The organism is Isoptericola sp. NPDC019482, from assembly GCF_040632295.1.
In the GTDB taxonomy this organism is placed as follows: domain Bacteria; phylum Actinomycetota; class Actinomycetes; order Actinomycetales; family Cellulomonadaceae; genus Isoptericola.
On the sequence record NZ_JBEYBQ010000001.1, the window covers coordinates 189542 to 216261 of the forward strand.

Annotated in this window: 22 protein-coding genes; 13 read left to right on the forward strand and 9 right to left on the reverse strand. The window is 72.0% G+C overall.

From position 1 onward, the window contains the following. Positions 1-18: 18 nt before the first annotated feature. The 3 genes from ABZ493_RS00840 to ABZ493_RS00850 all read right to left on the reverse strand — a co-directional run bounded on the left by ABZ493_RS00840 (position 19) and on the right by ABZ493_RS00850 (position 3258). On the reverse strand, positions 19-1362 hold the full coding sequence (locus ABZ493_RS00840; RefSeq protein WP_430580281.1) for an MFS transporter: 1344 nt from the start codon (positions 1360-1362) through the stop codon (positions 19-21). A gap of 133 nt (positions 1363-1495) precedes the next feature. Beyond that, positions 1496-2587 (reverse strand): inositol-3-phosphate synthase, encoded by a 1092-nt coding sequence (locus tag ABZ493_RS00845; RefSeq protein WP_430580282.1) that lies wholly within the window; start codon positions 2585-2587, stop codon positions 1496-1498. Continuing rightward, a complete protein-coding gene (locus ABZ493_RS00850; protein ID WP_430580283.1) occupies positions 2584-3258 on the reverse strand; it encodes a PadR family transcriptional regulator in 675 nt (224 codons plus the stop codon). The genes ABZ493_RS00845 and ABZ493_RS00850 overlap by 4 nt, the downstream gene beginning before the upstream one ends. A 310-nt stretch (positions 3259-3568) precedes the next feature. Between ABZ493_RS00850 and ABZ493_RS00855 the strand changes: the two genes are divergently transcribed. The 5 genes from ABZ493_RS00855 to rplI all read left to right on the forward strand — a co-directional run bounded on the left by ABZ493_RS00855 (position 3569) and on the right by rplI (position 8060). Beyond that, entirely contained in the window at positions 3569-6106 is a 2538-nt protein-coding gene (locus ABZ493_RS00855) for a transglycosylase domain-containing protein (RefSeq protein ID WP_430580284.1), read from the forward strand. Positions 6107-6296: 190 nt separating this feature from the next. After that, positions 6297-6587, forward strand: a complete 291-nt coding sequence (rpsF, locus tag ABZ493_RS00860) for a 30S ribosomal protein S6 (RefSeq protein ID WP_429762829.1) — start codon at positions 6297-6299, stop codon at positions 6585-6587. Positions 6588-6713: 126 nt separating this feature from the next. After that, complete coding sequence (locus ABZ493_RS00865) at positions 6714-7268, forward strand: single-stranded DNA-binding protein (protein WP_430560869.1); 555 nt, start codon at positions 6714-6716, stop codon at positions 7266-7268. A gap of 86 nt (positions 7269-7354) precedes the next feature. Then, the gene (gene rpsR, locus ABZ493_RS00870) at positions 7355-7591 is read left to right on the forward strand and encodes a 30S ribosomal protein S18 (protein ID WP_100422261.1); all 237 of its coding nucleotides are present in this window, start codon (positions 7355-7357) and stop codon (positions 7589-7591) included. Positions 7592-7610: 19 nt separating this feature from the next. Continuing rightward, the gene (gene rplI, locus ABZ493_RS00875) at positions 7611-8060 is read left to right on the forward strand and encodes a 50S ribosomal protein L9 (RefSeq protein ID WP_429762831.1); all 450 of its coding nucleotides are present in this window, start codon (positions 7611-7613) and stop codon (positions 8058-8060) included. Between the two features lie 77 nt (positions 8061-8137). Here rplI and ABZ493_RS00880 read toward each other — a convergent pair whose 3' ends face one another. Further along, positions 8138-12160: a carboxypeptidase regulatory-like domain-containing protein gene (locus tag ABZ493_RS00880; RefSeq protein WP_430580285.1), complete on the reverse strand. Its 4023-nt coding sequence runs from the start codon at positions 12158-12160 to the stop codon at positions 8138-8140. Between the two features lie 326 nt (positions 12161-12486). Between ABZ493_RS00880 and ABZ493_RS00885 the strand changes: the two genes are divergently transcribed. Beyond that, entirely contained in the window at positions 12487-13065 is a 579-nt protein-coding gene (locus ABZ493_RS00885; protein WP_430580286.1) for a winged helix-turn-helix domain-containing protein, read from the forward strand. Between the two features lie 100 nt (positions 13066-13165). Here the strand turns inward: ABZ493_RS00885 and ABZ493_RS00890 are convergent, their stop codons facing one another. Beyond that, the gene (locus tag ABZ493_RS00890; RefSeq protein WP_430580287.1) at positions 13166-14188 is read right to left on the reverse strand and encodes a hypothetical protein; all 1023 of its coding nucleotides are present in this window, start codon (positions 14186-14188) and stop codon (positions 13166-13168) included. Positions 14189-14322: 134 nt separating this feature from the next. Next, positions 14323-15627 carry an MATE family efflux transporter gene (locus tag ABZ493_RS00895; protein ID WP_430580491.1) on the reverse strand — a complete coding sequence of 435 codons (1305 nt, stop codon included), beginning with the start codon at positions 15625-15627 and terminating at the stop codon, positions 14323-14325. Positions 15628-16083: 456 nt separating this feature from the next. Here ABZ493_RS00895 and dnaB point away from each other — a divergent pair, with 456 nt between their 5' ends. Beyond that, complete coding sequence (gene dnaB, locus ABZ493_RS00900) at positions 16084-17451, forward strand: replicative DNA helicase (RefSeq protein ID WP_430580492.1); 1368 nt, start codon at positions 16084-16086, stop codon at positions 17449-17451. Positions 17452-17570: 119 nt separating this feature from the next. Continuing rightward, complete coding sequence (locus ABZ493_RS00905) at positions 17571-18260, forward strand: histidine phosphatase family protein (protein WP_430580288.1); 690 nt, start codon at positions 17571-17573, stop codon at positions 18258-18260. Between the two features lie 36 nt (positions 18261-18296). Here ABZ493_RS00905 and ABZ493_RS00910 read toward each other — a convergent pair whose 3' ends face one another. Beyond that, positions 18297-19781 (reverse strand): DUF5605 domain-containing protein, encoded by a 1485-nt coding sequence (locus ABZ493_RS00910; protein WP_430580289.1) that lies wholly within the window; start codon positions 19779-19781, stop codon positions 18297-18299. A gap of 136 nt (positions 19782-19917) precedes the next feature. On the opposite strand from ABZ493_RS00910, the gene ABZ493_RS00915 reads away from it, so the two are divergent. The 3 genes from ABZ493_RS00915 to ABZ493_RS00925 all read left to right on the forward strand — a co-directional run bounded on the left by ABZ493_RS00915 (position 19918) and on the right by ABZ493_RS00925 (position 22211). Next, positions 19918-20640 carry an AAA family ATPase gene (locus tag ABZ493_RS00915; protein ID WP_430580290.1) on the forward strand — a complete coding sequence of 241 codons (723 nt, stop codon included), beginning with the start codon at positions 19918-19920 and terminating at the stop codon, positions 20638-20640. Between the two features lie 182 nt (positions 20641-20822). Beyond that, positions 20823-21422: a dihydrofolate reductase family protein gene (locus tag ABZ493_RS00920; RefSeq protein WP_430580291.1), complete on the forward strand. Its 600-nt coding sequence runs from the start codon at positions 20823-20825 to the stop codon at positions 21420-21422. A gap of 42 nt (positions 21423-21464) precedes the next feature. Then, complete coding sequence (locus tag ABZ493_RS00925) at positions 21465-22211, forward strand: sulfite exporter TauE/SafE family protein (RefSeq protein ID WP_430580292.1); 747 nt, start codon at positions 21465-21467, stop codon at positions 22209-22211. A 12-nt stretch (positions 22212-22223) separates the two neighbouring features. On the opposite strand, the gene ABZ493_RS00930 is transcribed toward ABZ493_RS00925, so the two are convergent. Then, positions 22224-23591 (reverse strand): threonine/serine exporter family protein, encoded by a 1368-nt coding sequence (locus ABZ493_RS00930; RefSeq protein WP_430580293.1) that lies wholly within the window; start codon positions 23589-23591, stop codon positions 22224-22226. Between the two features lie 192 nt (positions 23592-23783). Here ABZ493_RS00930 and ABZ493_RS00935 point away from each other — a divergent pair, with 192 nt between their 5' ends. Beyond that, positions 23784-25028 carry an MFS transporter gene (locus ABZ493_RS00935; RefSeq protein WP_430580294.1) on the forward strand — a complete coding sequence of 415 codons (1245 nt, stop codon included), beginning with the start codon at positions 23784-23786 and terminating at the stop codon, positions 25026-25028. Continuing rightward, a complete protein-coding gene (locus ABZ493_RS00940) occupies positions 25025-25618 on the forward strand; it encodes a TetR family transcriptional regulator (protein WP_430580295.1) in 594 nt (197 codons plus the stop codon). Before ABZ493_RS00935 ends, ABZ493_RS00940 begins: the two co-directional genes overlap by 4 nt. Here the strand turns inward: ABZ493_RS00940 and ABZ493_RS00945 are convergent. After that, positions 25596-26714, reverse strand: a complete 1119-nt coding sequence (locus ABZ493_RS00945) for a M15 family metallopeptidase (RefSeq protein WP_430580296.1) — start codon at positions 26712-26714, stop codon at positions 25596-25598. The genes ABZ493_RS00940 and ABZ493_RS00945 overlap by 23 nt on opposite strands. Positions 26715-26720: the final 6 nt, after the last annotated feature.

Below are 26720 nucleotides of genomic sequence, written 5' to 3' on the forward strand. Positions count from 1 at the left end.
GCAGCCGTCAAGCAGCCGTCAGGCGTGCGCGGCGGCGTCCTCGGCGCCCCCGGCGCGGCGGACGCGGGCGGGCACCTCGGCCGGGGACCGCGCGCCCCGGGTCGCCATGAGCAGCGCGGCGAGGACGTAGGCGACGGCGAGGCCGACGAAGACGCCGCGGGACCAGCCGGTGTCCGGCAGGGTGAAGGCGGCGAGGGCGGCCGCGCCGACGAACGCGGCGTTGTAGAGCACGTCGTAGAAGGCGAAGGCGCGGCCGCGGAACTCGTCCTCGGCGTCGCGCTGCACGATCGTGTCGACCGCGATCTTGGTGCCCTGCGCGGCCAGCCCGAGGAGCGCGGCGCCCGTGTACACGACGACGCGCTCCGGCGTCGTGACGAGGAGCAGCTGGCTCGCGGCGGCGAGCAGGAGCATGACGGCGATCCAGCCCTGGGGCCCGGTGCGGCGCGACAGCGTGGGGGTCAGCACCATCGCGAGGGCGCCGCCGACGCCGGTGAGGCCGATGACGACGGCGAACGTCGCCATCCCGGCGCTCTGGCTGCCGGGGTCGAGCAGGTTGCGCGAGATGAGGATCGACGCGATGAACACCACGCCGTAGAGGAACCGGTGCACGGCCATGGCGAGCAGCGCCTGCCCGGGGGTGCGGCGCGCGACGAGGTAGCGGGCGCCGTCGGCCAGGCCGCGGGCGACCCTGGCGAGCTCGCCGCGCAGGTCGGCCTCCGCCGGCCGCTCGGGGCCGAGCTGGGTGCGCCGCAGGCGCGTGGCGAGCAGGGACGCGACGCCGAAGACGAGGGCCGCGCACACGAGCGCGGAGGAGTCCTTGACCCGGCCGGGCTCGAACATCAGGCCGAGGACGAAGCCGATGCCGCCGCCGACGAACGCGGCGCCGGCGCCGAGCGTCGGGGACAGCGAGTTGGCGGTGAGCAGCAGCGGCCCGTCGACGACGCGCGGCAGGCCGGCCGACAGCCCGGCGAGGAGGAAGCGGTTGACGGACAGGGCCGCCAGGCCGATCGCGTAGATGGCCCAGCCGACGCCGCCGGCCAGCATCACGCCGGCCATCGCGAGCGTGAGCACCACGCGCACCGCGTTGCCCCACACCAGCACCTGGCGGCGCTGCCACCGGTCGAGCAGCACGCCTGCGAACGGGCCGACGATCGTGAACGGCGCGAGCATGACGGCGAACGCGCCGGCGATGGCCGCCGCGGTGCCCTGCGACTCGGGGGAGAAGAACAGCAGGGACGCCAGGCCCACCTGGAACATGCCGTCGCCCGCCTGCGAAACCAGCCGCACGGTGAAGAGCTTGCGGAAGCCCTCCAGCCGCAGCAGCGCGCGCAGCTCGTGCCAGGTCTCGCCGATCGCTCCCACGTCCTTACCCTCCCATGTCCTGTGGCGCGAGATAGAGAGGGTCCTCCCGCGAGATAGAGAGGGCGCGCCCCCGGGCCGAAGCCGGGGGTGCCTCTCTATCTCGCGGGAGGACCCTCTCTATCTCGCGGGGTCGTCAGCGCTCGACGTCGCCGCGGATGAACGCCTCGAGCTGGGCGCGGCCCGCGGTGTCCTCCATCTGCACGGGCGGGGACTTCATGAAGTACGTCGACGCCGAGAGGATCGGGCCGCCGATGCCGCGGTCCAGCGCGATCTTGGCGGCGCGGACGGCGTCGATGATGATGCCGGCCGAGTTGGGGGAGTCCCACACCTCGAGCTTGTACTCCAGGTTCAGGGGCACCTCGCCGAACGCGCGGCCCTCGAGGCGGACGTACGCCCACTTGCGGTCGTCGAGCCACGCGACGTAGTCCGACGGGCCGATGTGGACGTTGCGGTCCTCCTTCTTGCCGCCGAGCGGGCCCTCGAGGTTCGAGGTCACCGCCTGCGTCTTGGAGACCTTCTTCGACTCGAGGCGGTCGCGCTGCAGCATGTTCTTGAAGTCCATGTTGCCGCCGACGTTGAGCTGGTAGGTGCGGTCGAGCACGACGCCGCGGTCCTCGAACAGCTTGGCGAGCACGCGGTGCGTGATCGTGGCGCCGACCTGCGACTTGATGTCGTCGCCGACGATCGGCACGCCGGCGTCCTCGAACTTCTTCGCCCACTCGGGGTCGGAGGCGATGAAGACGGGCAGCGCGTTGACGAAGGCGACCTTCGCGTCGATCGCGGCCTGCGCGTAGAACTTGTCCGCGGCCTCGGAGCCGACGGGCAGGTAGGACACGAGGACGTCGACCTTCGCGTCCTTCAGCGCCTGCACGACGTCGACGGGCTCGGCGTCCGACTCGTCGATCGTCGCGGAGTAGTAGTCGCCGAGGCCGTCGAGGGTGTGGCCGCGCTGGACGGTGACGCCGGTGGGCGGCACGTCCGCGAACTTGATGGTGTTGTTCTCGGAGGCGTGGATCGCCTCGGCGAGGTCGAAGCCGACCTTCTTCGCGTCGACGTCGAACGCCGCGACGAACTCCAGGTCACGCACGTGGTAGTCGCCGAGCTGCACGTGCATGAGGCCGGGGACGGTGTCGGTCGGGGCGGCGTCGCGGTAGAAGTGCACGCCCTGGATCAGGGACGATGCACAGTTTCCGACACCGACGATGGCAACGCGGACGGAGGTCATCCTCGCTCCTTGTTTCTCTGGGCCGGCGCGTCGGACGCCCCGGCGTTGTGGTCGCGGGCGCGGCCGAGAGCACGGTCGCGTTCCGTGGTGATGAGTCCGTCGAGCCAACGCACCTCGCGCTCGACCTGTTCGAGCCCGTGACGCTGCAGCTCGAGGGTGTACTCGTCGAGCCGCTCGCGGGTGCGTGCGGCAGACTCTCGGACCGCCTCCAGGCGCTCGGTGAGCCGGGTTCGCCGGCCCTCGAGGATACGGATGCGGGTCTCGGCGTCCGTCTGCGCGAAGAACGCGAAACGGACGTCGAAGTTCTCGTCCTCCCAGGCGGCGGGGCCGGACGACGCGAGGACGGTCTGGAGATGTTCCTTGCCGTCCGCCGTCAGCCGGTACACGATCCGCCCGCGGCGGCCCGACAGGGGTGCCTTGCCGTTGGCCTTGGCGCCCGACTGCCGGGAGCCCGACGCCCGGCCGGCGGGGGCCGGCGCCTCGCGCTCCGTCGTCTCGATGAGACCGCGGGCGACGAGGGACTTCAGCGCCGGGTAGAGGGTGCCGTAGGAGAACGCGCGGAACGAGCCGAGCAGCAGGTTGAGCCGCTTGCGCAGCTCGTACCCGTGCAGCGGGGCGGAGTTGAGCAGGCCGAGGATGGCCGTCTCGAGCACCACAGACCTGCTGCGCACGAGGGTTCCCCTTCCGTCCCGTCGTCCCGTTGCTGCCGACCCGTCGTCACGACGTATCGAGTCGATACATCGTGAGAATAGGACTCGCCGACATGGTCGTGCAACGGGAGGCGACCGGACGTCAGCTCCGCGCAGTTGTGAAGGTTCCGCGGAGCGCAGGCCAGAGGGCTGCGGACGCCTGGGGTCGAACCGTCGCCCCGGGCGCCCGAGGCTCCCTCTGGCCCCACCGGATCGCCTAGTGTTCCCTGTGGTCCGCAGGCCGGCGCACTCTACGAGCAGCTCGCCGGTCCCGCACGACGAAAGGCTTGACGTGGCGAGGAGACGTCGCTTCTGGAACTACCCGCGCCCGCGCAAGGGCCCGGTGCAGCGCTGGCTGCCGTCCTGGCGCATCGTCGTCGGCACCCTGCTCACCGGGACGGCGCTGGGCGCCGGGCTGTTCGTGGCCGCGTGGAGCACCACGACGATCCCGAAGAACCTCGACGAGGTGAACAACCAGGCGGCGACCGTCTACTGGTCGAACGGCAAGGAGATCGGGCAGTTCGCCGAGCAGAAGCGTGAGCTCGTCCAGCTCGAGGACCTGCCGCCCTACGTGGGCAACGCCGTCGTCGCGTCCGAGGACGACACGTTCTGGACCAACAACGGCATCGACGTCAAGGGCATCGCGCGAGCGACGTACAACAACCTCAAGGGCGGAATGCGCCAGGGGGCGTCGACCCTGACGCAGCAGTACGTCGAGCGGTACTACCTCAACACCGAGGACTCCTACGCCGGCAAGGCTCGCGAGGCGATCATCGCGCTCAAGGTGGCGCAGACCCAGCCCAAGGAGCAGGTGCTGGAGAGCTACCTCAACACCATCTACTGGGGCCGCAACACGTACGGCATCCAGGCCGCGTCGCAGGAGTTCTTCGGCAAGGACGCCAAGGACCTCACGCCGTCCGAGGCCGCGCTGCTCTCGGGCATCATCCCCTCGCCGAACAAATGGGACCCGTCGGTCGACCCGGAGCGGGCCAAGGAGCGCTGGGAGCGCAGCATCAACCGGATGTACCAGCAGGGGTACATCACCAAGGACGAGCACGACAAGGCCGAGTTCCCGAAGTTCAAGGAGAAGAAGGAAGCCGCCAACACCTGGGGCGGCCAGAAGGGCTACATCCTCGCCCAGGTGCGCAAGGAGCTCGTGAAGTCCGAGAGCAACCCCGACGGCCCGCTCGAGTCCGAGCAGGAGCTCGAGACCCGCGGCCTGCGGATCACCACGACGATCGACCAGAAGCTGCAGAAGACGGCCGTCGAGGTGGAGAAGACGCTGCACGAGGACGGCACCTACGGCAAGGCGAACAAGAACGTCCGCATGTCGCTGGTGTCGATGGACCCCCAGACGGGCGCCGTGAAGGCGCTGTACGGCGGCCCCGACTACGTGAAGCAGTCGCTCAACACGGCCACGCAGGACGTCATCCAGGCCGGTTCGACGTTCAAGCCGTTCACGCTCATCGGCGCGCTCGAGGAGGGACACACCCTCGAGGAGAAGTTCGACGGCAGCACGCCGCAGGTCTTCCCCGGCGACTCCGCCGACGACAAGCCCTGGACCGTCGGGAACTTCGGTGGCGAGCCGTTCGGGCAGATCGACCTGGCGACGGCCACCGCGCACTCGGTGAACACGGTGTACGGCAAGCTGAACCTCGAGATCGGGCCGCAGAAGACGGTGGACGTCGCCGAGAAGGCCGGGATCAGGGCGTCGTCCCCGGATCTCCAGCCCTACCGGTCCAACGTGCTCGGCACCGCGTCGGTCTACCCGATCGACCTCGCCCGCGCCTACTCCACGATCGCCGCGGGCGGCTACCGCACCACGCCGCACGTCGTGGCGAAGGTGGAGACGCTCGACGGCACCACCCTCTACGAGGGGCCGACGGAGCAGGAGAAGGAGTTCGAGTCCGACGCCATCACGGCGGCCACCTACGCGATGACCAGGGTCGTCGAGGAGGGCTCCGGAGACACTGCCAAGGAGCTCGGTCGCCCCGTCGCCGGCAAGACCGGGACGTCGAACGAGAACAGGTCGGCGTGGTTCGCGGGCTTCGTGCCCCAGCTCACCACCGTCGTGGGCCTGCGGCAGTACACGACGCTCGATCTCGAGGCCGGCGACATCAAGGGCCAGGACGAGATCGACGGCTTCGGCGAGTGGGAACAGATCACCGGTGGCTCGTGGCCGGTCCGCGCCTGGACCGACTTCATGCAGGTCGCGACCGAGGGCATGGAGTCCCTGGACTTCCCCGAGTACGTGCCGACGCAGCCGACGTACACCCCGTCGCCGACGCCGTCCGAGACCGAGGAGGAGAAGGTCACCGTCACCGACGTGACCGGCTGGGACATCGCCAAGGCCACACGCGAGCTGGAGAGGCTGCAGCTCAAGGCGAGCACGAGGGCCCAGAACAGCGACCAGCCCAAGGGGACCGTGCTGGAGATGTCGGGCGCGAACACCGAGGTGCCGGTCGGCGCGACGATCACCCTCGTCGTCTCCACCGGCCAGGCGGACCAGCCGGAACAGGTCGTGGTGCCGAACGTCGTCGGGCAGCCCCGGACGACGGCCGAGCAGATGATCTACGGCGACGCCCTGGAGCCGGCGGTGCGCGAGGAGTTCAGCGACCAGCCCGTCGGGACCGTGATCAGCACCGAGCCCGGCCCCGACGCCAGCGTCCCCGAGGGCTCCACCGTGACGCTCGTCGTCTCGAAGGGCCCCGAGCCCGGCAACGACGACAACGGGAACGGCAACGGGAACGGGAACGGCAACTCGCCGTCGCCGGACCCGACAGCCACCGACGACGGTGGGATCCTCGACGGCATCGGCGAGGACAACTGAACCCGATGACCAGCGCGCGTACCCGCGGAGCCGGCTGATTTCGAGTCAGCGGGCTCCGCGGGTATCCTGGTCGACTGGCTGTGCCCACCACCCCGGACCGTTCCGGGGCGGAGCGCGGCCGACGCACGCAAGAACCCTCCTGTCACGGAACGACCGTGACCGCTGAGACCAGAGGAGGTGGGTTGAACACATGCGTCAGTACGAGCTGATGGTGATCCTGGACCCGGAGGTCGAGGAGCGCACCGTGGCCCCGTCGCTGGACAAGTACCTGACGGTCATCTCGACCGAGGGTGGGTCCGTCGACAAGGTCGACATCTGGGGTCGTCGCCGCATGGCGTACGACATCAACAAGCGTTCCGAGGGCATCTACGCCGTCGTCGACTTCACCTCGACGCCGGCCACCGCGAAGGAGCTGGACCGCCAGCTCGGCCTGAACGAGGCCGTGCTGCGCACCAAGATCCTGCGCACCGACGCCCGCTGAGACCTGAACCGAATCTCTGCCCCCGTCGCGGGCGGCGTCCTGGTCGTTGTGGACAACGACGGCGCGGATGTCACAGTCCCGTGATGGGATCCCCTCACGACTCTCGGACGAACGAAGGAGCATGGCATGGCTGGTGAGACCGTCATCACGGTCGTCGGAAACCTGGTCGCGGACCCGGAGCTGCGCTTCACCCCGTCAGGGGCTGCCGTCGCCAACTTCCGCATCGCGTCCACGCCGCGCACGTTCGACCGCCAGACCAACGAGTGGAAGGACGGCGAAGCGCTGTTCCTGTCCTGCTCGGTCTGGCGCGAGGCCGCGGAGAACGTCGCCGAGTCGCTGACGAAGGGCATGCGCGTCGTCGTGCAGGGCCGTCTGACGCAGCGCTCGTACGAGACCCGCGAGGGGGAGAAGCGCACCGTCATGGAGCTGCAGGTCGACGAGGTCGGCCCGTCGCTGAGGTACGCCTCGGCGAAGGTCACCCGCGCCCAGCGCTCGGGTGGCGGCGGCGGCTTCGGCGGTGGCGGCGGCAACCAGGGGGGCGGCTACGGCGGCCCCCAGGGTGGCGGCGGCCAGCCCGGCGGAGGCTTCGGTTCTTCCGGCGGCGGTCAGAGCAACGACCCGTGGGCCACGGCCGGTCCCGCCTCCTCCGGTGGCGGGTTCTCGGACGAGCCCCCGTTCTGATCGGCGCCAGTCCCCAGATCACCCGTCCTCCGACGCCGGCCCCGGCCGGTGCCTCGTGAGGACAGCACCTGTGAAGGAGCAACACCATGGCGAAGCCTGTGGTGCGCAAGCCCAAGAAGAAGGCCAACCCGCTCAAGACGGCCAAGATCGAGTCCGTCGACTACAAGGACACCGCGCTGCTGCGCAAGTTCATCTCCGACCGCGGCAAGATCCGCGCGCGTCGCGTGACCGGCGTCTCCGTCCAGGAGCAGCGCCAGATCGCCCGTGCGGTGAAGAACGCCCGTGAGATGGCGCTGCTGCCGTACTCGTCCTCGGCCCGCTGACCGGAAGGATCACTGAATCATGTCGAAGCTGATCCTGACCCACGAGGTCACCGGTCTCGGTGAGCCTGGCGACGTCGTCGAGGTGAAGGACGGGTACGCCCGGAACTTCCTCATCCCGCGCCGTCTGGCCACCCCCTGGACCAAGGGCGCCGAGTCCCAGGTCTCCGCGATCCGCAAGGCCCGCAAGGCCCGCGAGATCGCCACGCTGGACGAGGCCAAGGCGGTGGCCGACTCGCTCGCCGCCAAGACGGTCGTCGTCACGGCGAACGCCGGTGAGTCCGGCCGCCTGTTCGGTGCCGTCACCACCGGTGACATCGCCGACGCGGTCGTGGCCGCCGAGGGCCCGCAGGTCGACAAGCGCAAGATCGAGATCGGCCAGCCGATCAAGACGACCGGTGAGTACACCGTGTCGGTGCGCCTGCACCCCGAGGTCTCCGCGAAGATCGCCGTCAAGGTCGTCGCCGGCTGAACGTCTGACGCCTGACGGTCGAAGGCCCCGACCCCCGCGAGGGGGTCGGGGCCTTCGTCGTTCCTCCCGTCAGACGGTCAGGGCAGCGGCTTCAGGTCGACGTCGTAGACCGTGGTCTGCCCGGCGACGATCTGGGCGGCGCGGACGGTCGGGACGAAACCGTTCGCCGCGGCGATCAGCTGGAGCGGCCCGTTGGCCTTGGGCATCCAGTACCCGTACGTCCCGTCGGCCCCCGTGACGAGGGTCTTGTCGGACGCCTTGCCGTCGAGGTGCACGACCGCGCCCTCGAGCGGTGACCCGGCACCGGTGATCGTGCCCGCGACCTTGCCCCAGCCGGCAGGCGCCTTGACGGTCATCGTCGCGCCGACCTTCGGCGCGGCGTACGGGGTGTTCTCGCCCACGGTGATCGTGGCCGTGTACGTGCCCGGCTGCTCCACCGCGGCGTCGAGCGTCACGGCTGCCCGCACGGACGCCCCCGGCGCGAGAGTGAGCTCGGGCGGCTGGACGTCCAGCCACTCGACGCCCCCGCCGGCGGACTCACCCGACACGTTCATGACGATGTGCATCCCGGGGGACCCGATCTCGGCCGTGTCGCTCGGCTCGGCGATGTCGCACTCCCGCGAACGGAGGTAGCTCGGCGCGCTCTGGCCGGCGTCGTTGGACCCGATGAAGAACCATCCTCCGGCGGGCACGTCCACCTCGACGACGAGCGTGCCGTCCGCGGGCACCTCGCCGGTGACCGGCACCGTGACGATCTCGCCGCTGGTTCCCGCCGCGACCGTGGCCTCGGCACTCCCGACGAGCGTCATGTTGGCGTACCGCAGGTCGCCGTCGAGCGTGTAGAGGTTGACGGTGAGCGCCTGTGCGACGCGAGCGGCCTCCACACCGAACGACACCGCGGACACGTCGAACGACCCGTCGATCCCGAAGTCGCTCAGCGTGAAGGTGCGCAGGTAGCCGTTGTCCTGCGTGACCACCTGGTTGGTGCAGGCCACCGAGTTGTTGGAGACGATGTCCTGCGACGACGAGTGGGTGAGCGTCGTCTCGCCGGCCGCGACGACGGCCGACAGGTCGGGCGAGACGGTGCCGGCGTCCGCGCCCGAGGTCGCGAGGCCGCTGCCCCCCTTCGTGCCGGCGGCACCCAGGCTGCTGCCCTTCGGAGCGGACGACTCGGCGATGGTGGCGGTGTCGGTGACGTGGTTGATGACGCCGCCGCCCGTCGTCGACGTCGAGAGCATCTCGAAGCCGCCCGACGACGCTCCGAGCGCCACGTCCACCGGCTCGGTGCCGGTATTGGTCAGCTGGAAGGCACGGCTGGCCGTACCGCCCATCGCGAGCGCGGCGGACACGCTCCCCTTGTCGACCTCGAGGCGCCCCGCGCCCAGGGCGACGTTGCGGGTCAGGACCTGACCGTCCTCGGTGAGGGCGGCGTTGCGGGTCGCTCCGGCGTACTCGTCCATCGCGTACGAGAGGCCGTACCGCTCGAGCGGGAGCCGGGCGGCGTACGTGCCGTCCGCCTCGGTGGTCACGACCGCCTCGTCCCCGTCGTCCTTCGACGTGATCGTCACGGTGGCGCCCTCGAGCGGCTCGCGGGTGTTCCCGTCCCGGACGACGCCCTGGATGGTGCCCATGTCGACGAGGTCGTAGGTGATCGACATCCCCTCGCTTACCACCGGGGTGTTGTACGAGTACTGGGACGCGACCGCTCCGGCGGCATCCTCGATCCCGATCGTGGCGGAGTCACCGCGCGCGGTGGTGCTGTCCGTGACGGCGCCGTACCCGAGGGTCACCCGGCCGTCGGCGAACAGGGTGGCCGAGACGTTCACACGGTCGGTTTCCGGACGGTACTTGCGCACGTTGCGCCACTCCACGACGAACGCATCGACGCCGTCCACGGTGGTGGAGCCCGTGTACACGGCGGCCTCCGCGTCGACGTTGAGGTCGTCCCAGAACGGGTAGACCGCGGCGTTCGGCGCGGCGGGCGCGGGCAGTGCGGTGTTCGTCAGGCTGGTGGACGACGCGAGGAAGTTCAGGAACCCGTTGGTCGACACGTACGCGGTGTCGTACCGGTCGCCGTAGAACGGGAAGCTGAACGGCAGGTCCACCGCCGCGGCCTTGTCGTCGCCGGTGAGCCCCAGCAGGGTGTCGCCGGACGCGACGCCGGCCGTGCCGGTGGTGCAGGCGTAGCCGTAGCCGTCGATCGTACGGTCGAGCACGGCGTTCGCCGTCTCGTCGCCGTCCACGACCAGCTCGGTGCTGAACGGTTCGGCGCAGTGCCCGGCCGAGACGGTCAGCGTGTACGTGCCGTCCGGCACGTCGGCGATCGTGTACCGCCCGTCGGCGTCGGTCGTGACGTCCTCCAGGGGAGCGGAGAGCGAGACGACGGCACCCGCGCTGGGCGAGCCGTCCCGCTCGGCGACGAGACCGGTGACGGTGCGGAGCGGTGCGCGCTCGAGGGTGATCGGCAGGGTGACGGCCTCGTCGGCGGTGACCGTGACCTCCGAGGTCGCCGCCAGGTACCCGAAGGCGGTCGCGCTCACGGCGTAGTCGCCCACGGCGAGGCGGGCGGAGAACGTGCCGTCCTCGCCGGTCGTGACGGTGCGGTCGTGGGTGCCGTCGAACGCCACCTCGGCGCCGACGACGGGCTCGCCGCCGGCGTCGGTGACCGTGCCGGTCACGTCGCCGGTACCGTCGGTGGGCGCGGCCTCGACGAGGGCCAGGGCGTCGAGCTTGCCCTCGCCCCAGACGTTGTTGTCGTCGGCGGTGCCGCCGCACGTCAGGTCCTCGACGTCCAGCGCCGTCTGGTCGAGCAGCGCCGCGGTGCCCTCGATGTCGCCCTGCAGCGCCGGCGCGGCGCTCCACAGGAGGGCGACGGCGCCCGCCAGGTGCGGCGTCGCCATGGAGGTGCCGCTCATGGTCGCGTAGCCGCCGGGCACCGACGACCGCACGTCGACGCCGGGGGCCGCGATGTTCGGCTTGACGCCGTCCTCGCGGCCCGGGCCGCGGGCGGAGAAGCCGGCGATGTCGCCGTCGACGTCGAAGGCGCCTGCCGCGTAGGTGTGGGTGAACGTGCCGGGGAAGCGCCCGGACTCGCAGGACGGCCCCTCGTTCCCGGCGGCCCAGGCGCCGAAGATGCCGGCGGCGTTCCAGGCCTGCGTCTCGGCGCTCATCCAGTCCGCGGGCAGGTTCACGCCCGACGGGATCCCCCACGAGTTGTTGATGACGTGCGGACGCTTGCTCGGGTCGGCGTCGGTGCCGTCCGCTCGCGTCGGGGCGAGGAACCACTGGGCGTCAGTCAGGTAGTCGTCGAAGTCGCACCCGGCGAGGTCGATGCAGTTGGCCGCGATCCAGGTGGCGCCGGGTGCCACGCCGACCTGGTTGGCGCCGTCGGAGCCCAGCACGGTGCCCGTGGTGTGCGTACCGTGCGACCCGCTGCTGGCGCACGGGTCGCCGCCGCAGGCGTCCGGGACGTCGAACCAGTTGTAGTCGTTGTCGAGCGAGCCGTCGGGCTGGATGCCGCGGTACTTCGACCGCAGCGCGGGGTGCGTGACGTCGACGCCGGTGTCGAAGCTCGCGACCGTGATGCCCTCGCCCGTCACACCGAGGTCCCAGACCTCCGGGGCGTTGATGGCGTCGATGCCCCACTCGACGGCGGCGGTCAGCCTGGTGTCGGCCGGCTTGGATTCGACCGGTTCGGTCTCCTCCATCGCGAACGTCTCATAGATGCCGGTGACGTCGTCGGACCGGGCGACGTCCTGCGCCAGCGCGAGCGTGCCGCCCTCGACGTAGATCGAGTTGTTGATCCAGTAGCTGGTGTAGTGCGCGCCGGCGGCGTCGAGCGTGTCGATCACCTCGGCCTGGGACTTCTTCGCGAGCGCGGTGAGCGTGTCGTACACGTGCTGGCCGCGCTCGTCCCAGTCGGCGATCTTCTCGGCGGCGGCGAGGTCCGCCGCCTCGTTCATCCTGATCCAGAAGTCACCGGACTTGTGGTCCGTGAGCTGCTCCTGCACCGCGGCGGAGAACTTGTCCGCGGGGTCGTCGGGGGTGGAGAGGTGCGTGGTCGTGGCGTCGACCTGCGCCAGCGCCGGCGCGGCGGCCACGGCCGACGTGGCGAGGAGGGCCAGGCAAGCGCTCGTCGCTGCCCAGCCCCTCCTGCGGTGGATCGTTGAGTGCACGGTTCCTCCAGGTGAGGGTGCCCCGGGTGCGGGGCTTCGTGACGGGCGCCCGGTCGGGGCCCGTCCTCAGCCCATCCGGCGATCCTTCGGCGGACAAGGACGACCGGCGGCCAGTTTCCGGTCAACCCGGGGACGGATCCGGGTCGGTTCCGGGCTGCGTCGGCGGGCGGTCCGGCCTGAACTCTGATAGGCACCTGGGTAAACGATGTCCGCGTCCCCTTCCCGGAGTGCGCGTCGGACGGAGGACGCAGATGCCCCCCAAGAACGTGGTCGAGCCGGTCGGCGGGTACGTGCTGTGCATCGGGTTGCCGCTGCAACGGGTGGGCGAGGTGGCCCGGCTGCTGCGCGGGCGCGCCGCCGTGATCGCGACCGCCGACACCGACGGCGCGCGCATGCTCCTCGGCCCGCCCCCGCCCGCGGTGGTGCCGGATGACGAGCCGCCGCACACGCTCGAGGTGCACGCCCGCGCTCCCGCGCCGCCGTCGGGCGAGATCCCGGTCGTCTCCGCCGCTCTCGTGGACGACCGGGCGCGTCGGATCGTGCTCGGCGCGCTCACCGTGGACCTCGCGGCGCGGGAGGTCACCGCCGGGGGTGTCCCCGTGCACCTGTCGATGCGCGAGTTCGACCTCCTGGTCGTCCTCGCGTCCGCACCCGACCGGGTGTGGTCGTTCGCCGAGCTCACGAGCACGGTGTGGCGGACCGGCTACCTGGGCGACCCGGACCCGGTGGTGTCCGCCGTGAAGCGGCTGCGCAAGCGGCTGCGCGTGCTGCCGGAGCTGCGCGTGTCGTCCGTGCGGGGCATCGGGTACCGGCTCGTGGTCCCCTCGTGACCATGCCGCTCCGACGTACCCGCCGCGCCGACGGTTCTGATCACGTACGTTCTGGAGCGCACAGCGTTCGCCATCAGAACCGTCGGCCGTGTGCTGGGGCTCAGCCGAGCAGCACCGGGCCCCGAGGGACAGGTCGGCCGGGCCGCCAGCTCGTGCCCCGGAGATGGTCGGTGACCTGCGGCCCGACGACGCCGGACCAGGCGTCCGACCCGGAGTAGCGGAGCACGACGTGCCCCGCGGCGGCGAGGAGGTTCTGCCGCCGACGGTCGCGGAACAGCGCCTCCGGGGTCGAGTGCTCGTCGTGCCCGTCCACCTCGACGAGCAGCCACCGTCCGTCGCCGAGCCACCACGCCATGTCGACGCGGACCCTGGCGCCGTCGCGCGTGACGAGTCGCAGCTGGAGGACGTCGGGAGGGGCGCCCTCGTCGAGGCAGCTCAGGCGGGCGACGGTTTCGGCAGGGGACTCGGAACGCCGGTCCGCGAGCCCCCACCAGTCGTGCGTACGTTCTACGCCTCGCCGTCCCCGCGCCAGGTCGTGCGCAAGGTGCAGTCCGTCCGGTGTGATCAGCCGCCGGTGCAGCGCGCTGTCCATGACGGCGACGGCGTGCCTTCGGTCGAGGTGCGGGACCGCCTGCGCCAGGGCCAGGTCGACGGGCACGGCGAGGCGACCGCCGACGTCGTCGTACGACCTCGCCCCCTCGTAGCGCCGTAGCAGCACTCCGGGGCGGACCACGCGTTCGCGACGGTCGAGGCGAGTCACCTCCACCAGCGGTTCCACGGGCAGGCCCTGGACGTCGCGGAGGACCAGTGCCGACTGCCCGACCGCGACCGCGGACGGCCCGTGCGCCAGCAACCCGTACCAGGCGGGCCGACGGCGACGGTGGGCGAACAGGTCGTCTCGCTGGTGGTCGGGGTCGCGGGTCCGTCCGAGGAAGGGCTGGGGGAGAAGGTCATAGACCGAGTCGAAGACCCGGTGGAGCCGACCGTCCCGAACCGCTCGGCTCATGCGAGGTGAGGTCATCCCGACGGCGAGGAGCTGCGCGCGGGTGACGAGCCCTTCCTGGGTGCGTGCGTCGGCCATCAGCGCGGCCGGGAGGGGGTTCGGCGCTCGCACGAGGCCCATCGGACCACGTCGTGCCGGTGTCGTGTCGTGACCCTGTGGACAACTTCCGTTAACACCCGCCGACGGTTCTGATCACGGACGTTCTGGGCCCGATGGCGTACGTGATCAGAACCGTCGGCGCGAGGGTGGCGGCGTCACGCGCCCGTGACCATCCACCGGTCGCCGCGGGCGCGCAGGCCGGTCGTGAGGGCGCGGGCGAGCATGAAGACGCCCGCGAACGCGCCCCACAGCCAAGCCAGCCCGATCGCGCCGTCGGGCGCCCAGGCGCGCACCGCGAGGGCGAACGGGACGTAGACCACGAGGGTCAGCATCCCCGCCCAGGCGAGGAAGCGGCCGTCGCCGGCGCCGATGAGGACGCCGTCGAGCACGAACACCCAGCCCGCCATCGGCATGAGCACGCCCGTGACGACGAGGCCGGCGGTGATCGCGACGCGCACGTCGTGGTCGGACGTGAACAGCGGGGCGATCCACCAGCCGGAGACGGCGAACATGACGCCGATGACGACGCCGGCGCCGACGCCCCACTGCAGGGAGCGGCGCAGGACGGCGCGCACCCGGCCGACGTCGCCCGCGCCGAGGCCGTGGCCCACCAGCGCCTGGCCCGCGATGGCGAGGGCGTCGAGGGCGAACGCGGCGAGTCCCCACAGGCTGTTGACGACCTGGTAGCCGGCCAGCGCCGTCGCGCCGAGGCTGGTCGCGACCGCGACAGTGAGCAGGATGGCGAGCCGCAGCGACGCCGTCCGGACGAACAGCGGCGCGCCCGCCCGGGCGTTGGCCCAGATGCCGGCGTGGTGCGGCCGCAACGACGCGTGGTGGCGCCGGGCGCCCCGCACCACGACGACCGTGAGCACGGCGCCCATGCCGAGCTGGGTGGCGGCGGTGCCGATGGCCGAGCCCGCGATCCCCAGGCCGGCGCCGTAGACGAGAACGACGGACAGGATCGCGTTGACGACGGCGCCGCTCGACGCGACCCACAGGGGCGTCCGTGTGTCCTGCAGGCCGCGCAGCACGCCGGTGGACGCCAGGACGACGAGCATGCCCGGCAGGCCGATCACCGACCAGCGCAGGTAGGTGGCCGCGTAGCCCGCGACGTCCGCGTCGGCGCCCATCGCCCCGACCGCCCAGTGCGCGCCGACGGCGAGCACCGCCGCCAGCACGACGCCCAGGCCGAGGGCGAGCCACATGCCGTCGACGCCGGACTGCAGCGCGTCGCGGGTGCGGCCCGCGCCGACCAGCCGTGCGACGGCGGCGGTGGTGGCGTAGGCGAGGAACACGCACAGCCCGACGAGGGTGACGAGCAGCGTCGAGGCGACGGACAGGCCCGCGAGCTGGGCCGTGCCGAGGTGGCCGACGACGGCGCTGTCGACGAGCACGAACAGCGGCTCGGCGACGAGGGCGCCCAGCGCGGGCAGCGCGAGGGCGAGGATGTCGCGGTCGATGCGGCGTCGATCACCCTTGTGGTTGCCGCTGTTCTCACCCCTGTGGACAACCTTGTGGGTGGCGTCCGCGGGCGGGTGACCCTCCGGCGGCGTCGGTGAAGGAGGGGTGGCGTCGTGGTGTCCGCCGTCTGGATCCGGGGTGCGGTGCACCTCACCCAACTTTCTTCTCCTCCACACCCTGAGGGTAACGTCGCCGCAGGTCAGGGGCCTGCGGAAAGTTGTACACAGCCGATATCCCCAGTTGTGCACATGCCTGTCCACCGCCCATGCACAGCCTGAGCCACCTATCCACAGGCCCGTCCACATCTGTGTCCACACCGTCGATTGCGCACGGTCGCGGGCGCGCCTAGCGTCGTCCGCGGTGTCAGAGGGCCACGGTAGAACGTGGACCTGACAGCGGGAGTCGATGTCCGGTGACGGACCGGACGCCGGCGACGGCGGGGGAGCGGGGTGAGCATGTCGATCGAGGAGCTCGAGGCGGGCTATCAGGGGGCGCCCGGCGCCACCTTCGACCGCACACCTCCTCAGGACGTCGCTGCCGAGATGAGCGTGCTCGGCGGCATGCTGCTCTCCAAGGACGCCATCGCCGACGTCGTCGAGCAGATCCGCGGCAACGACTTCTACCGCCCCGCGCACGAGGCGGTCTACGACGCCATCATCGACCTGTACGGCCGCGGCGAGCCGGCTGACGCCATCACCGTCGTCGCCGAGCTCACCAAGCGCGGCGAGCTCGCCCGCGTCGGCGGCGCCCCGTACATCCACGACCTCATGGCCGGCGTCCCCACCGCCGCCAACGCGGGCTACTACGCGCGCATCGTGCAGGAGCGGGCCGTGCTGCGCCGCCTCGTCGAGGCCGGCACCAAGATCGTGCAGCTCGGCTACGCCACCGACGGCGGCGACGTCGAGGGCATCGTCAACACCGCGCAGGCCGAGATCTACGCCGTCACCGAGCGCAAGACCTCCGAGGACTACCTGCCGCTCGCCGAGATCATCGGCGGCACGATGGACGAGATCGAGGCCGCCGGCAACCGTGGTGAGGGCATGGTCGGCGTACCCACCGGCTTCGCCGACCTCGACCGGCTGACCAACGGCCTGCACCCCGGGCAGATGATCGTCATCGCCGCGCGGCCCGCTATGGGCAAGTCGACGCTCGCCATCGACATCGCGCGGGCGGCGTCGATCAAGCACGGGCAGTCGTCCGTCGTCTTCTCGCTCGAGATGAGCCGCAACGAGATCACGATGCGTCTGCTGTCTGCGGAGGCGCGCGTTCACCTGCAGAAGCTGCGCAACGGCTCCATGGGCGAGGACGACTGGCAGAAGGTCGCCAAGGTGATGGGCCGAGTGTCCGAGGCGCCGATGTTCATCGACGACTCGCCGAACATGTCGCTCACCGAGATCCGCGCCAAGTGCCGCCGGCTCAAGCAGAAGCACGACCTCAAGCTCGTCGTCATCGACTACCTGCAGCTCATGACCTCCGGCAAGAAGGTCGAGTCACGCCAGCAGGAGGTCTCCGAGTTCTCCCGTGCGCTCAAGCTCCTGGCGAAGGAGATCGGCGTCCCCGTCATCGCGCTGTCGCAGCTGAACCGTGGTCCCGAGCAGCGGCAGGACAAGAAGCCGGCGATGTCGGACCTTCGCGAAAGTGGCTCTATAGAACAGGATGCAGATATGGTTATCCTTCTGCATCGTGAAGACGCCTATGAAAAGGAATCGCCGCGAGCGGGCGAGGCTGATCTGATCGTCGCCAAGCACCGTAATGGCCCGACCGACACCATCACCGTGGCTTTCCAAGGTCACTACTCGCGGTTCGTCGATATGCAGTCCTGACAGTCGTGTCGTCGACGTGCAGCAGGCTTTGCTGAACCCTGCAGGTGAGTTGCTTAAGGGTGGCTGATGGGAATCTGCTGGTCTCGATGTCGAGCAGTGGGGTGTGCCACCATCCTGCGATGACCGCCACTGAGTCGATCCCTCCCGTGCCGCCGGTTCCCGGCGTCGTGCCTGCTCGAGCGCGCACCGTCTACGTGGTGACGCATCCGGAGGCGACGCACCACGTCGACGGATTGGTCGGTGGTCAGTTCGACTCCGAGCTGACAGTGAAGGGCCTGGAGGACGCGGGTCGGATCGCTGCGGCCCTGGCCGAGCGGATCGACGACGGGGCGAGCCGGGCCGTCGTCTCCTCGGACCTCCGTCGGACGGCCCAGACGGCAGCAGTCATCGGCGACGTCCTGGGTGTCGCCCCCGTCCTCGACAGCCGCCTGCAGGAGAAGTCGTACGGCGTGGCGGGAGGACGCGAACAGTCCTGGTTGGACGAGCGGTTCGTCTCACCGCCGGCGGTCGGGGACCGGTTGCGCCACCACGAAGGGATCGACGGCGCCGAGACGCGCCGGGAGGTGGCGTACAGGGTCTACGAGGCGACGTCGGACGCCCTGACGCGCGACGTGGACGACCTGGTGGTCGTGACCCACGGCTACGCGGCGACGTTCGTGGTCGCCGCGTGGATCGGGATGCCGATCGAGAGCACCGGCCACGTGGCCTTCCACGTGCGCTCGGGCAGCATCACGACGCTGCGCGAGGACGACTACTTCCACAACCGAGCTGTGCTGGCCGTGGGGGAGACGTCGCACCTGCAACGTTGACGGATGCGTTCGAAGGCCTGTGGTGACGCAGGCCGGTCACTCCGTGGCGCGCGCGAGGACGGCGATGCCGGGTCCGCCGGGCAGGTCGATGCGGCTGGGGCCGCGGTAGGTGCCCGGTGCGGGGGTGCTGGTCATGGTCCAGGTGTCGATGACGTCGACCGTGAAGTCGGTGTCGTCGGGCAGCTCGATGATCCGGTAGGCGGGGCGGTGGCGCCCGAAGTACTGCAGGTAGACGGTGCCCTCGATCCCCAGGGTCGGAGCGCTGTGGCGGCGGTCGTCGTCGAGCGGCGCGACGTCGTCGGGCAGGCTCTCGACGACCTGCCGCAGGTAGGCGATGCGGGCGGGGCTGTCGCCGACGAGGTCGCCGCCCTGGGCCCACCAGATGGCGTCGCCGTGGTGCAGGTAGGTCTCGCCGTGGGTGACGGAGCCGCCGAGGGTGACGGCGGTCCAGAACGTGTCGACGACGGACTCGGCGGTCAGGTCGCCCCACCGGTAGGGCAGGTCGCCCTCGTACCCGCACTCGTCCACGACGACGGGCTTGGACCACTGGGTGCGCCACTGGCGCATCTGCTGCACGTCCCAGTGCTGGAGGCTGACGTGGGTCACCCACGGCCGGTGGTGGTCGTACAGGGCGAGGCTGGCCGGGTCGTACATCCGGGTGCCGTTGTGGATCGAGGCCAGGTGGCGGTACGGGTCGTAGCGCTCGACCGTCGCGAAGGCGCGGTCCCAGTCGTCCATGGACTTCTCGCGCATGAAGTCGTACTCGTTCGCCAGCGACCACCACACGTTCCGGTAGGCCGCGAGGCGGGCCAGCGTGTACCGCAGGTAGCGCTCGTCGGCCTCGGGGTCCATGCGGTCGAAGCCCCACCGGCCCTTGTCGTAGGGGTGGAACAGGATGAGGTCGCACTCGATGCCCAGGCGTTGCAGGGCGAGGATCTGTTCCTCGAGGTCGCGGTAGAACACCGGGTCGGGCCGGGTGAGGTCGAAGGTCCCGTCGTCGTGGCGCTCGAACGGGAAGCGGGCGGGCTCGGCGGCGTTGAAGGCGTAGTTCTTGGGGAAGACGCACATGCGCAGCTTGGTGAACGACGCATCCCCGAGCGCGGCGAGGGTCCTTTCCTGGGTCGCCGCCGGCTGGTGCGTCCAGGCGTAGCAGGTCGTGCCGAACGGACGGTAGGGCGTGCCGTCCGCGTACCGGAAGCGGCTCGCGTCGCGCACGCGCACCGGGCCGTGGTTGTCGCCGCTCGCCGGGACGCAGGCGAAGGCTCCCTCCGCGAGGGTGGCGCCGTCGGGTCCGGCGACGCGGTAGCACCATCGCCCGACCTGCTCGGGCATGAAGCGCACCCGGTAGACGCCGTCGCCGTCGTAGAAGCCCTCGACCTGGCGTCGGGTCCGGCCGTCCTGCGGCCCGTCGAGCCGGAACTCGGCGCGCGGGCGGACGTCGAACGGGTTGCCGGGGGAGCGGAGCTCGACCGAGACGTCGACGACGTCCCACTGCTCGACCTCTGTCCGGGCGGTGCTCATGGTGCGGGACCTCTCTGTCGTCGCGGCATCAGACGTGCGGCGTCATTCTCGCGAACCTCGGCCGGTCTCGACCGGTCCCGATCAGAAATGGACCTACCGACGCTCCTCCTCCCGGTGCCCGGGGCATGATGCCCCCGTGGACTTCTCGCAGCCGCCGGTGGTCCGGGTCGCGCCGGACGCCGAGCACCCGCTGCCCGCGGGCGTGTGGCCGCGCACCGTCCCCGCCGTCGAGCAGGTGCTGCGCGACGGGCTGGACCTCGCGCCGGGCGTGACGTTCCTGGTGGGGGAGAACGGCAGCGGCAAGTCCACGCTCGTGGAGGCGGTCGCGGTCGCCTACGGGCTGTCGCCCGAGGGTGGCACCGCGCACGGTCGGCACTCGACGCGCGAGACCGAGTCGCCGCTGCACCGCGCCGTCCGGTTGCAGCGGGGCGTCGGGTCGGGGCGGTGGGGCTTCTTCCTGCGCGCGGAGACGATGCACGGCTGGTACACGTTCCTCGAGGAGCACCCGGGGCCGAGGGACCCGGTGTTCCACGAGATGAGCCACGGCGAGTCGTTCCTCGCCGTCCTCGAGTCCCGGTTCGACGGTCCGGGCCTGTACTGCCTCGACGAGCCGGAGGCGGCGTTGAGCTTCTCCTCCACGCTCAGCCTCATGAGCGTGCTCGAGGACCTCGCCGGACGCGGCGGCCAGATCCTCTGCGCCACGCACTCGCCCGTGCTGGCGGCGCTGCCCGGCGCGACGATCCTGGAGGTCGGGCCGTGGGGCCTGCGCCCGACGACGTGGGACGACCTGGAGCTGGTGCAGCACTGGCGCGCGTTCCTCGACGCGCCGGAGCGCTACCTGCGACACCTGCTCGGCTGAGCGGGCTCGGCTCGTCGCCGACATCGCCGGTTCGTGCCTCAGAGCGTGTGGAGCCACGGGTACTGGCGACACAGGCCTCCCGCCCGCCTCGATCGGCCGGCCGCCGATGTCGAGACCCGGCGCACGGCTCCGTCCCCGGGGTGAGGCGCCCGACCGGGAGCCCGAGTCCGAAGGAGCAGACCATGACGCACCCGACCGGCCGCACGGTGGCCGCGAACATCAGCCTCTCGCTCGACGGCCGGTACCGCGGGCCCGAGGGGCCAGGGGACTTCGGGGCGTTCCTGCCCTACGTCGCCACGGACACCGCGCGCGACCACATGAGCCGGATGTGCGCGGGCGCGACGACGGCCGTGCTGGGCCGCGTCAACGCGGAGGGGTTCCTGGGCTACTGGCCGTCGGTGGCGGACGACAAGGCCGCCGACCCGCGCGACCGCACGTACGCGAGGTGGCTGGTCGACACGGAGAAGGTGGTGCTCTCGCGCACCCTCGCGACGGCGCCGTGGCCGCGGGCACGGACGGTGGACGCCCCCGCGACCGACGTCGTGCGGGAGCTCCGGGGCACGGGTGACGGGGAGATCCTCGTCAACAGCAGTGCGAGCGTCATCAGGCCGCTCCTCGCCGCGGACCTGCTCGACCGGCTGTACCTGCTCGTCGTGCCCGTGATCGTCGGCGGCGGGCCGCGGTTGCTCGACGACGGCCTGCCAGGCTCCACCTGGACGCTGACCTCGCAGGTCGTGGGGGAGCAGGGCGAGGTGGCCGCGGTCTACGACCGGGCGCGGTGAACGCCCGCTCGCGTCGCCGGGGGTGACGGCTACGCTGCCCCGGTGCTCGAACCCGCCCCGCTGATCGCCGGACTGCCGTGGACGGGCTGGGCCGTCGTCGTCCTCGTCGCACTGCTCGTCGGCTTCTCGAAGACGGCGCTGGGCGGCCTCGGCATGATCGCGGCGGCACTGATGGCGCTCGTCGTGCCGGCCAAGGAGTCCACCGGCGCGGTGCTGCTGCTGCTGATCACCGGCGACCTCGTCGCGATCTGGGCCTATCGCAAGCACGCGGACTTCCGCGTGATCGGGCGCCTGCTCGCGCCGGTGCTGGCGGGCGTGGCGCTCGGCGCGGCCTTCCTCACCTGGGTCAGCGACGACGTCATGCGCCGCACGATCGGCGGCATCCTGCTGGCGCTGCTGGTGCTCAACCTCTGGCGCGATCGGCTGCGCGTGGACACGCGCGCCGCGACGCTCGGGTACGGGGGCCTGGCCGGCTTCACGACGATGGTCGCGAACGCCGGCGGGCCGCCGATGAGCCTCTACCTGCTCGCCGCGCGCTACGAGAAGTGGCGGTTCCTCGGCACGACGGCGTGGTTCTTCTTCACGGTGAACGTCATCAAGCTGCCGGTCGCCGTCGGCGTCGGGATCGTGGGCACCGACACGGTGGGGCTGTGGGCGGCCCTCGCGCCCGTCGTGCTGGTCGGGGCGTGGATCGGCCGGCGCGTCATCGGGCACGTGGACCAGCAGCTCTTCGAGCGCCTCGTCACCGTGCTCGTGGCGCTCGCGGCCCTCAACCTGCTGCTGCTCTGACGCGCCGGCGCGTCACGTCGGTCGCAGCCCCCACCGCGCGGGCGCCATCGTGTAGATCTGCCGGTACAGCGCGGTGCCGACGAGGACGCCGAGCGCGATGGCGACGATCGACCCCGCGATGGTCGGCAGGCTCGTGGAGCTGACGGCGTCGCCGCTGGCGGTCTGGGTGAGCCCGATCAGCCCGGTGGCGCCGGGCACGAGCAGCCAGAACGCGGGCAGGAAGCAGACGACGGCGGGCGGCGCGCCCCGGACGGTCTGCACGAGGTAGGCGCACAGCGTGAGGGCCGCGGCGCCGAGGAAGCCGCTGTAGACACCGCTGGTGAGGGTCGCGCCGACGACCTGACCGCCGTACGCCACCAGCAGCACGACGGTGAGGAAGAAGAGGGACCGCGGCGGGCCGCAGTGGTACAGGAAGATGCCGAGCGAGAAGAGCAGCACCCCGATCCACGGCTGGAACGCGCCGAGCGTGGTGGGGGAGGACGCCAGCGCGTCCGCGCCGGGCACGTCGGTGATCGCCAGGGCTGCGAGGATCCCGAACGCGAGGAACAGCAGCTGCGCCAGCCCGGAGACGAGCCGGCTCGACCCGGCGACCATGTCGCCGGCGGCGAGCTCCTGCACCCCGGTGGTGAGCGCGGCGCCGGGCAGCAGCGTGACCAGGGGTGGCACCAGCACCTGCAGCGGCTCGCTCACGACGGCGGTGTCCGCGAGCCCGAACACCAGCAGGGCCAGCACGAAGGCGGTGACGACGGGCAGCAGGGTCGCGGCGTAGGTGCCGGGCCGCACGGTGAGCTTCACCGCGCCCACCAGCACGCCCAGCACGAACGCGTAGAGCAGGCTCACCGGGTTGCCGCCGAGCAGCACCAGCCCCAGGCCCGCCGCGGCCAGCCCGTGCCCGGCCGTGCGTACCCAGGCCGGGAACCGTGGGTGGGCGTCCTTGACCTCCTGCAACCGCTCGGCCCCCTCGGATGCGTCGATCCGGCCCGCGACGGCGTCGTCCACGACGGCGTAGACCTGCGCGGCGCGGTCGAATCGGACCTCCCCGCCGGCGGACTCCGCGACGTCGAACCGGGTCTCGGTGTCGCCGGGCATCTTGATGAGGATCAGCGTCGGGAAGACGAACAGCGTGGTCTTGGGGGACCCGAGGGCGACGGCGACACGCTTGAGCGTGTGCTGGATGTCGGTGGCCGCCGTCCCGACGGTGAGGAGCGCGCCGCCGAGCAGCACCAGGAACTCCTGCAGCCGCTCGGACGCGGCGTCCACGACCGGCTCGGCCTCGAGCGACCGGCGTCGGAGCGAGAAGCGCCGCAGGTGGAGGTGCCGGGGCCACCGTCGCGCCGGCGGGGCCGCCCGCAGGGCGTCGTCGCCGTCGTCACCGGTCACCGTGCCTCGCCCTCTCCCGACGGGTGTGGATCGCGATCGCCACCCTAGGGCCGGTCCGCGCGGGCGACCACCGCGACGGCTTGCGGCGGTGCGCGTCAGTGCCTGGGTCGAAGGACCGGGCCGGACCGCTGCATCGCGGAATTCGCTACCGACCGGTAGGCAACGCGGTGATTCATGTGTACGCTTGTACACATGCCTCCTGTCGCCCCTTCGTCGTCCGACCGCCGCGCCCGTGCCGCCGTCGCGGCGCTGTTCCTCACCAACGGGGCCCTGTTCGCCAACCTCATCCCGCGCTACCCGGAGATCAAGGCGGACCTGCAGATCAGCAACGCGACCTATGGCCTGGCGGTGGCGGCGTTCCCCGCGGGGGCGATCGCCGCGGGGCTGGCGGCCGGCCTCCTCGTGCGGCGGTTCGGCTCCGCGCGCGTGGCGGTGGCCGGGACGGTCCTCACGAGCCTGGGGGTGCTCGCCGCCGGCGTCGCGCCGGGGCTCGGGCTGCTCGTCGCGGCCCTCTTCCTCGGCGGCGCGATGGACGCCTGCACCGACGTGGCCCAGAACGCGCACGGGCTGCGCGTGCAGCGCCGGTACGGCCGCTCGATCCTCAACTCCTTCCATGCGGTGTGGTCGATCGGCGCGGTCCTGGGCGGCTCGATGGCCGCCGCCGCGATCGCCCTCGACGTCCCGCGCGGCGTGCACCTGGGGGTGTCGGCCGTGCTGTTCTCCACCGTCGCGCTGGCCGCGCTGCGGTTCTGCCTGCCGGGGCTCGACGGCGCGGTGCAGGACGGCGGCCCCGCGCCCGCCGCCGCGGGGTCGGCCCCCGCGACGCCGCGCGGCCGCACCGTGCTGGTGCTCGCGGCACTGGTGCTGGTCGCGTTCGCGGGCACCCTCGTCGAGGACGCCGGGAACTCCTGGGCCGCCGTGTACCTGTCGGGCACCCTGGGCGCCGCCGCCGCGGTGGCAGCGACCGGCTACATCGCGCTCACGGGGGCGCAGTTCGTCGGGCGGATGCTCGGCGACCGGTTCGTCGACCGGTTCGGCCAGCGCGCGGTGGCGCGCGCGGGCGGCCTGCTCGTCGCGGTGGGCACCGGCCTGGCGCTGGCGTTCCCGTCGGTCCCGGGGACGATCGCCGGTTTCGCGTGCGCCGGGTTCGGCGTCGCGACGCTGGTGCCCGCGGCGATGCACGAGGCCGACGAGCTGCCAGGCCTGCGCGCCGGCACCGGGCTCACCGTCGTGTCGTGGCTGATGCGCCTGGGGTTCCTGCTGTCGCCCCCGGTCGTCGGCCTCGTCGCCGACGCCACCAGCCTGCGCACCGGCCTCCTCGTGCTGCCGCTGGCCGGCGTGGTCGTCGTCCTCGCCGCGGGCGTCCTCTCCGGGCGGCGCACGGCCCGGCCCGCGACGCCCGGCGAACGGCCCGCGGACGCCATCATGGGGTCATGACCGCCGGGACCCGCCCTCGCCGCTACGACCCCGAGCGTCGCGACCGCATCATCGACGCCTGCCTCGACGTCATCGCCGCCCACGGTGTCGCGGGCACCACGCAGCGCCGCGTCGCCGCGGCGGCCGACGTGCCTCTGGGCTCGATGACGTACCACTTCTCCGGGCGGGACGAGCTGCTGCGCGAGGCGTTCGGACGCTTCACCCGCCAGGCGTCCGCGCAGTTCGACCGCCGCATGGCCGACGCGCCGGACCGTGACGCCGCGCTGCGCGCCGTCGTCCGGCTCATCACGCTCGACGTGTTCGCCACGCAGCGCGACCTGGTGCTCTCGCACGAGCTCTACACGCTCGCCGCGCGCGACCCCGCGTTCCGGGACCTCACGAACGACTGGATGCGCCGCAGCCGCGCCGCGCTCGGCCGCCACTTCGACCCGGCGACCTGCCGGGTCCTCGACGCGTTCGTGGAGGGCATGACCATCCACCGCGCCCTCGACACCGAACCGCCCGACGGGGTGGACGTGCTCGGCGCGGTGCGGCGGCTCGCCGGGCCGGGCCCGGCCGCCGGAGCGGTCAGTAATCGCCCATCTGCGTGACTCCCGCGGTGTACTCCCAGTGCCACGGCTCGTACTTGGAGCCGCCGGGCCGGGCCCAGTCGGGGTTGTCCCAGCCGTAGGCCGGGGCGTTCGCGGCGAGCCAGTCCCACCGGGAGCCGGAGTACGTCTCGGGGCAGATGTCGACCGCGAGGCCCCAGCCGTGGTTCGACGTGCCGGGCGCAGCCGCGAGGTACCCCTTGGCGGCCTTGGTCGCGACCTGCTGCGCGTAGCTGCGGAAGCCGTCCGTGATGCACATGGACTCGCCCCACGCGGCCTTGTACGCCTCGTTGAGCTCGGCGAGCCTCACGGCCGCGTCGGCGCGGACCTGCGTGCGCCCGTCCCACAGGGTGCACAGCTCGCTGGACGGGATCTGCCCGTTGGACCCGGTGCCGGCAGCCTCCCCGCCGCAGCCGGGCAGGACGGGCGGGGGCGCCTCGATCTCGCCCCGGGCGAGCGTCTCGACCGTCATCTTCGCCTTGTCCGACACCGTGACCGTCGCGCCGGCCGAGGTCTGCTGCACGGTCGAGGCCTGCGCGACGCCCGCCCTGGCGCCGCTGCGCGAGGCGGCGGCCCCCCGGTCGTCGACGGCTGCGGCGGCCGCGGCGGTGATCGCCTCCAGGGAGCCCGTCGTGGGCTGGTTGTCGGCCTCCGGAGCCGCGGCCTGCGGCGCGATCCCGGTGAGCGTCGTCGTGGTGGCGACGGCGACGGTCAGCCCGACGCCGAGGCCGGCCAGGCGGCCCGGGACGCGCTTGCGCGCCGACTTGCGCACGGGACGGCGTACGGTGCGCGCGGTCTCCGCGGGAGTCGTCGTGCCGCGCGGGGCGCCGTCGTCCGCGGCCGGGTGCACGGGGGCGAACACGTGCGCGTGCACCACGGGGGGCGTGGCGGGTGCCGGAGCCTGGACGTGGACGCGAGGCGCCGGGGTGGCGGGAGCGGCAGGGGTGACGGGCGCGGCGGCACGGGGCGGCGCGCCCTCGCGGACGGGCTCCGGGACGTGCCGGACGGCGGTGACGGGGCGGCTGCGCCCGCCGCGGCCGGGGTCGCGCCGGCTCGGGTAGGTGCGGGCGGGGGCCGGCGCGGGCTGCGTCTGCGTCATCGCGCG

Coding starts and splice junctions, on each gene's coding strand:
- rpsF (WP_429762829.1), top strand. CDS start 6,297: ATGCGTCAGTACGAGCTGATGGTGATCCTGGACCCGGAGGTCGAGGAG.
- ABZ493_RS00910 (WP_430580289.1), bottom strand. CDS start 19,781: ATGAGCACCGCCCGGACAGAGGTCGAGCAGTGGGACGTCGTCGACGTC.
- dnaB (WP_430580492.1), top strand. CDS start 16,084: ATGTCGATCGAGGAGCTCGAGGCGGGCTATCAGGGGGCGCCCGGCGCC.
- ABZ493_RS00935 (WP_430580294.1), top strand. CDS start 23,784: ATGCCTCCTGTCGCCCCTTCGTCGTCCGACCGCCGCGCCCGTGCCGCC.
- ABZ493_RS00945 (WP_430580296.1), bottom strand. CDS start 26,714: ATGACGCAGACGCAGCCCGCGCCGGCCCCCGCCCGCACCTACCCGAGC.
- ABZ493_RS00920 (WP_430580291.1), top strand. CDS start 20,823: ATGACGCACCCGACCGGCCGCACGGTGGCCGCGAACATCAGCCTCTCG.
- rplI (WP_429762831.1), top strand. CDS start 7,611: ATGTCGAAGCTGATCCTGACCCACGAGGTCACCGGTCTCGGTGAGCCT.
- ABZ493_RS00940 (WP_430580295.1), top strand. CDS start 25,025: ATGACCGCCGGGACCCGCCCTCGCCGCTACGACCCCGAGCGTCGCGAC.
- ABZ493_RS00885 (WP_430580286.1), top strand. CDS start 12,487: ATGCCCCCCAAGAACGTGGTCGAGCCGGTCGGCGGGTACGTGCTGTGC.
- ABZ493_RS00905 (WP_430580288.1), top strand. CDS start 17,571: ATGACCGCCACTGAGTCGATCCCTCCCGTGCCGCCGGTTCCCGGCGTC.
- ABZ493_RS00865 (WP_430560869.1), top strand. CDS start 6,714: ATGGCTGGTGAGACCGTCATCACGGTCGTCGGAAACCTGGTCGCGGAC.
- ABZ493_RS00845 (WP_430580282.1), bottom strand. CDS start 2,587: ATGACCTCCGTCCGCGTTGCCATCGTCGGTGTCGGAAACTGTGCATCG.
- ABZ493_RS00890 (WP_430580287.1), bottom strand. CDS start 14,188: ATGGGCCTCGTGCGAGCGCCGAACCCCCTCCCGGCCGCGCTGATGGCC.
- rpsR (WP_100422261.1), top strand. CDS start 7,355: ATGGCGAAGCCTGTGGTGCGCAAGCCCAAGAAGAAGGCCAACCCGCTC.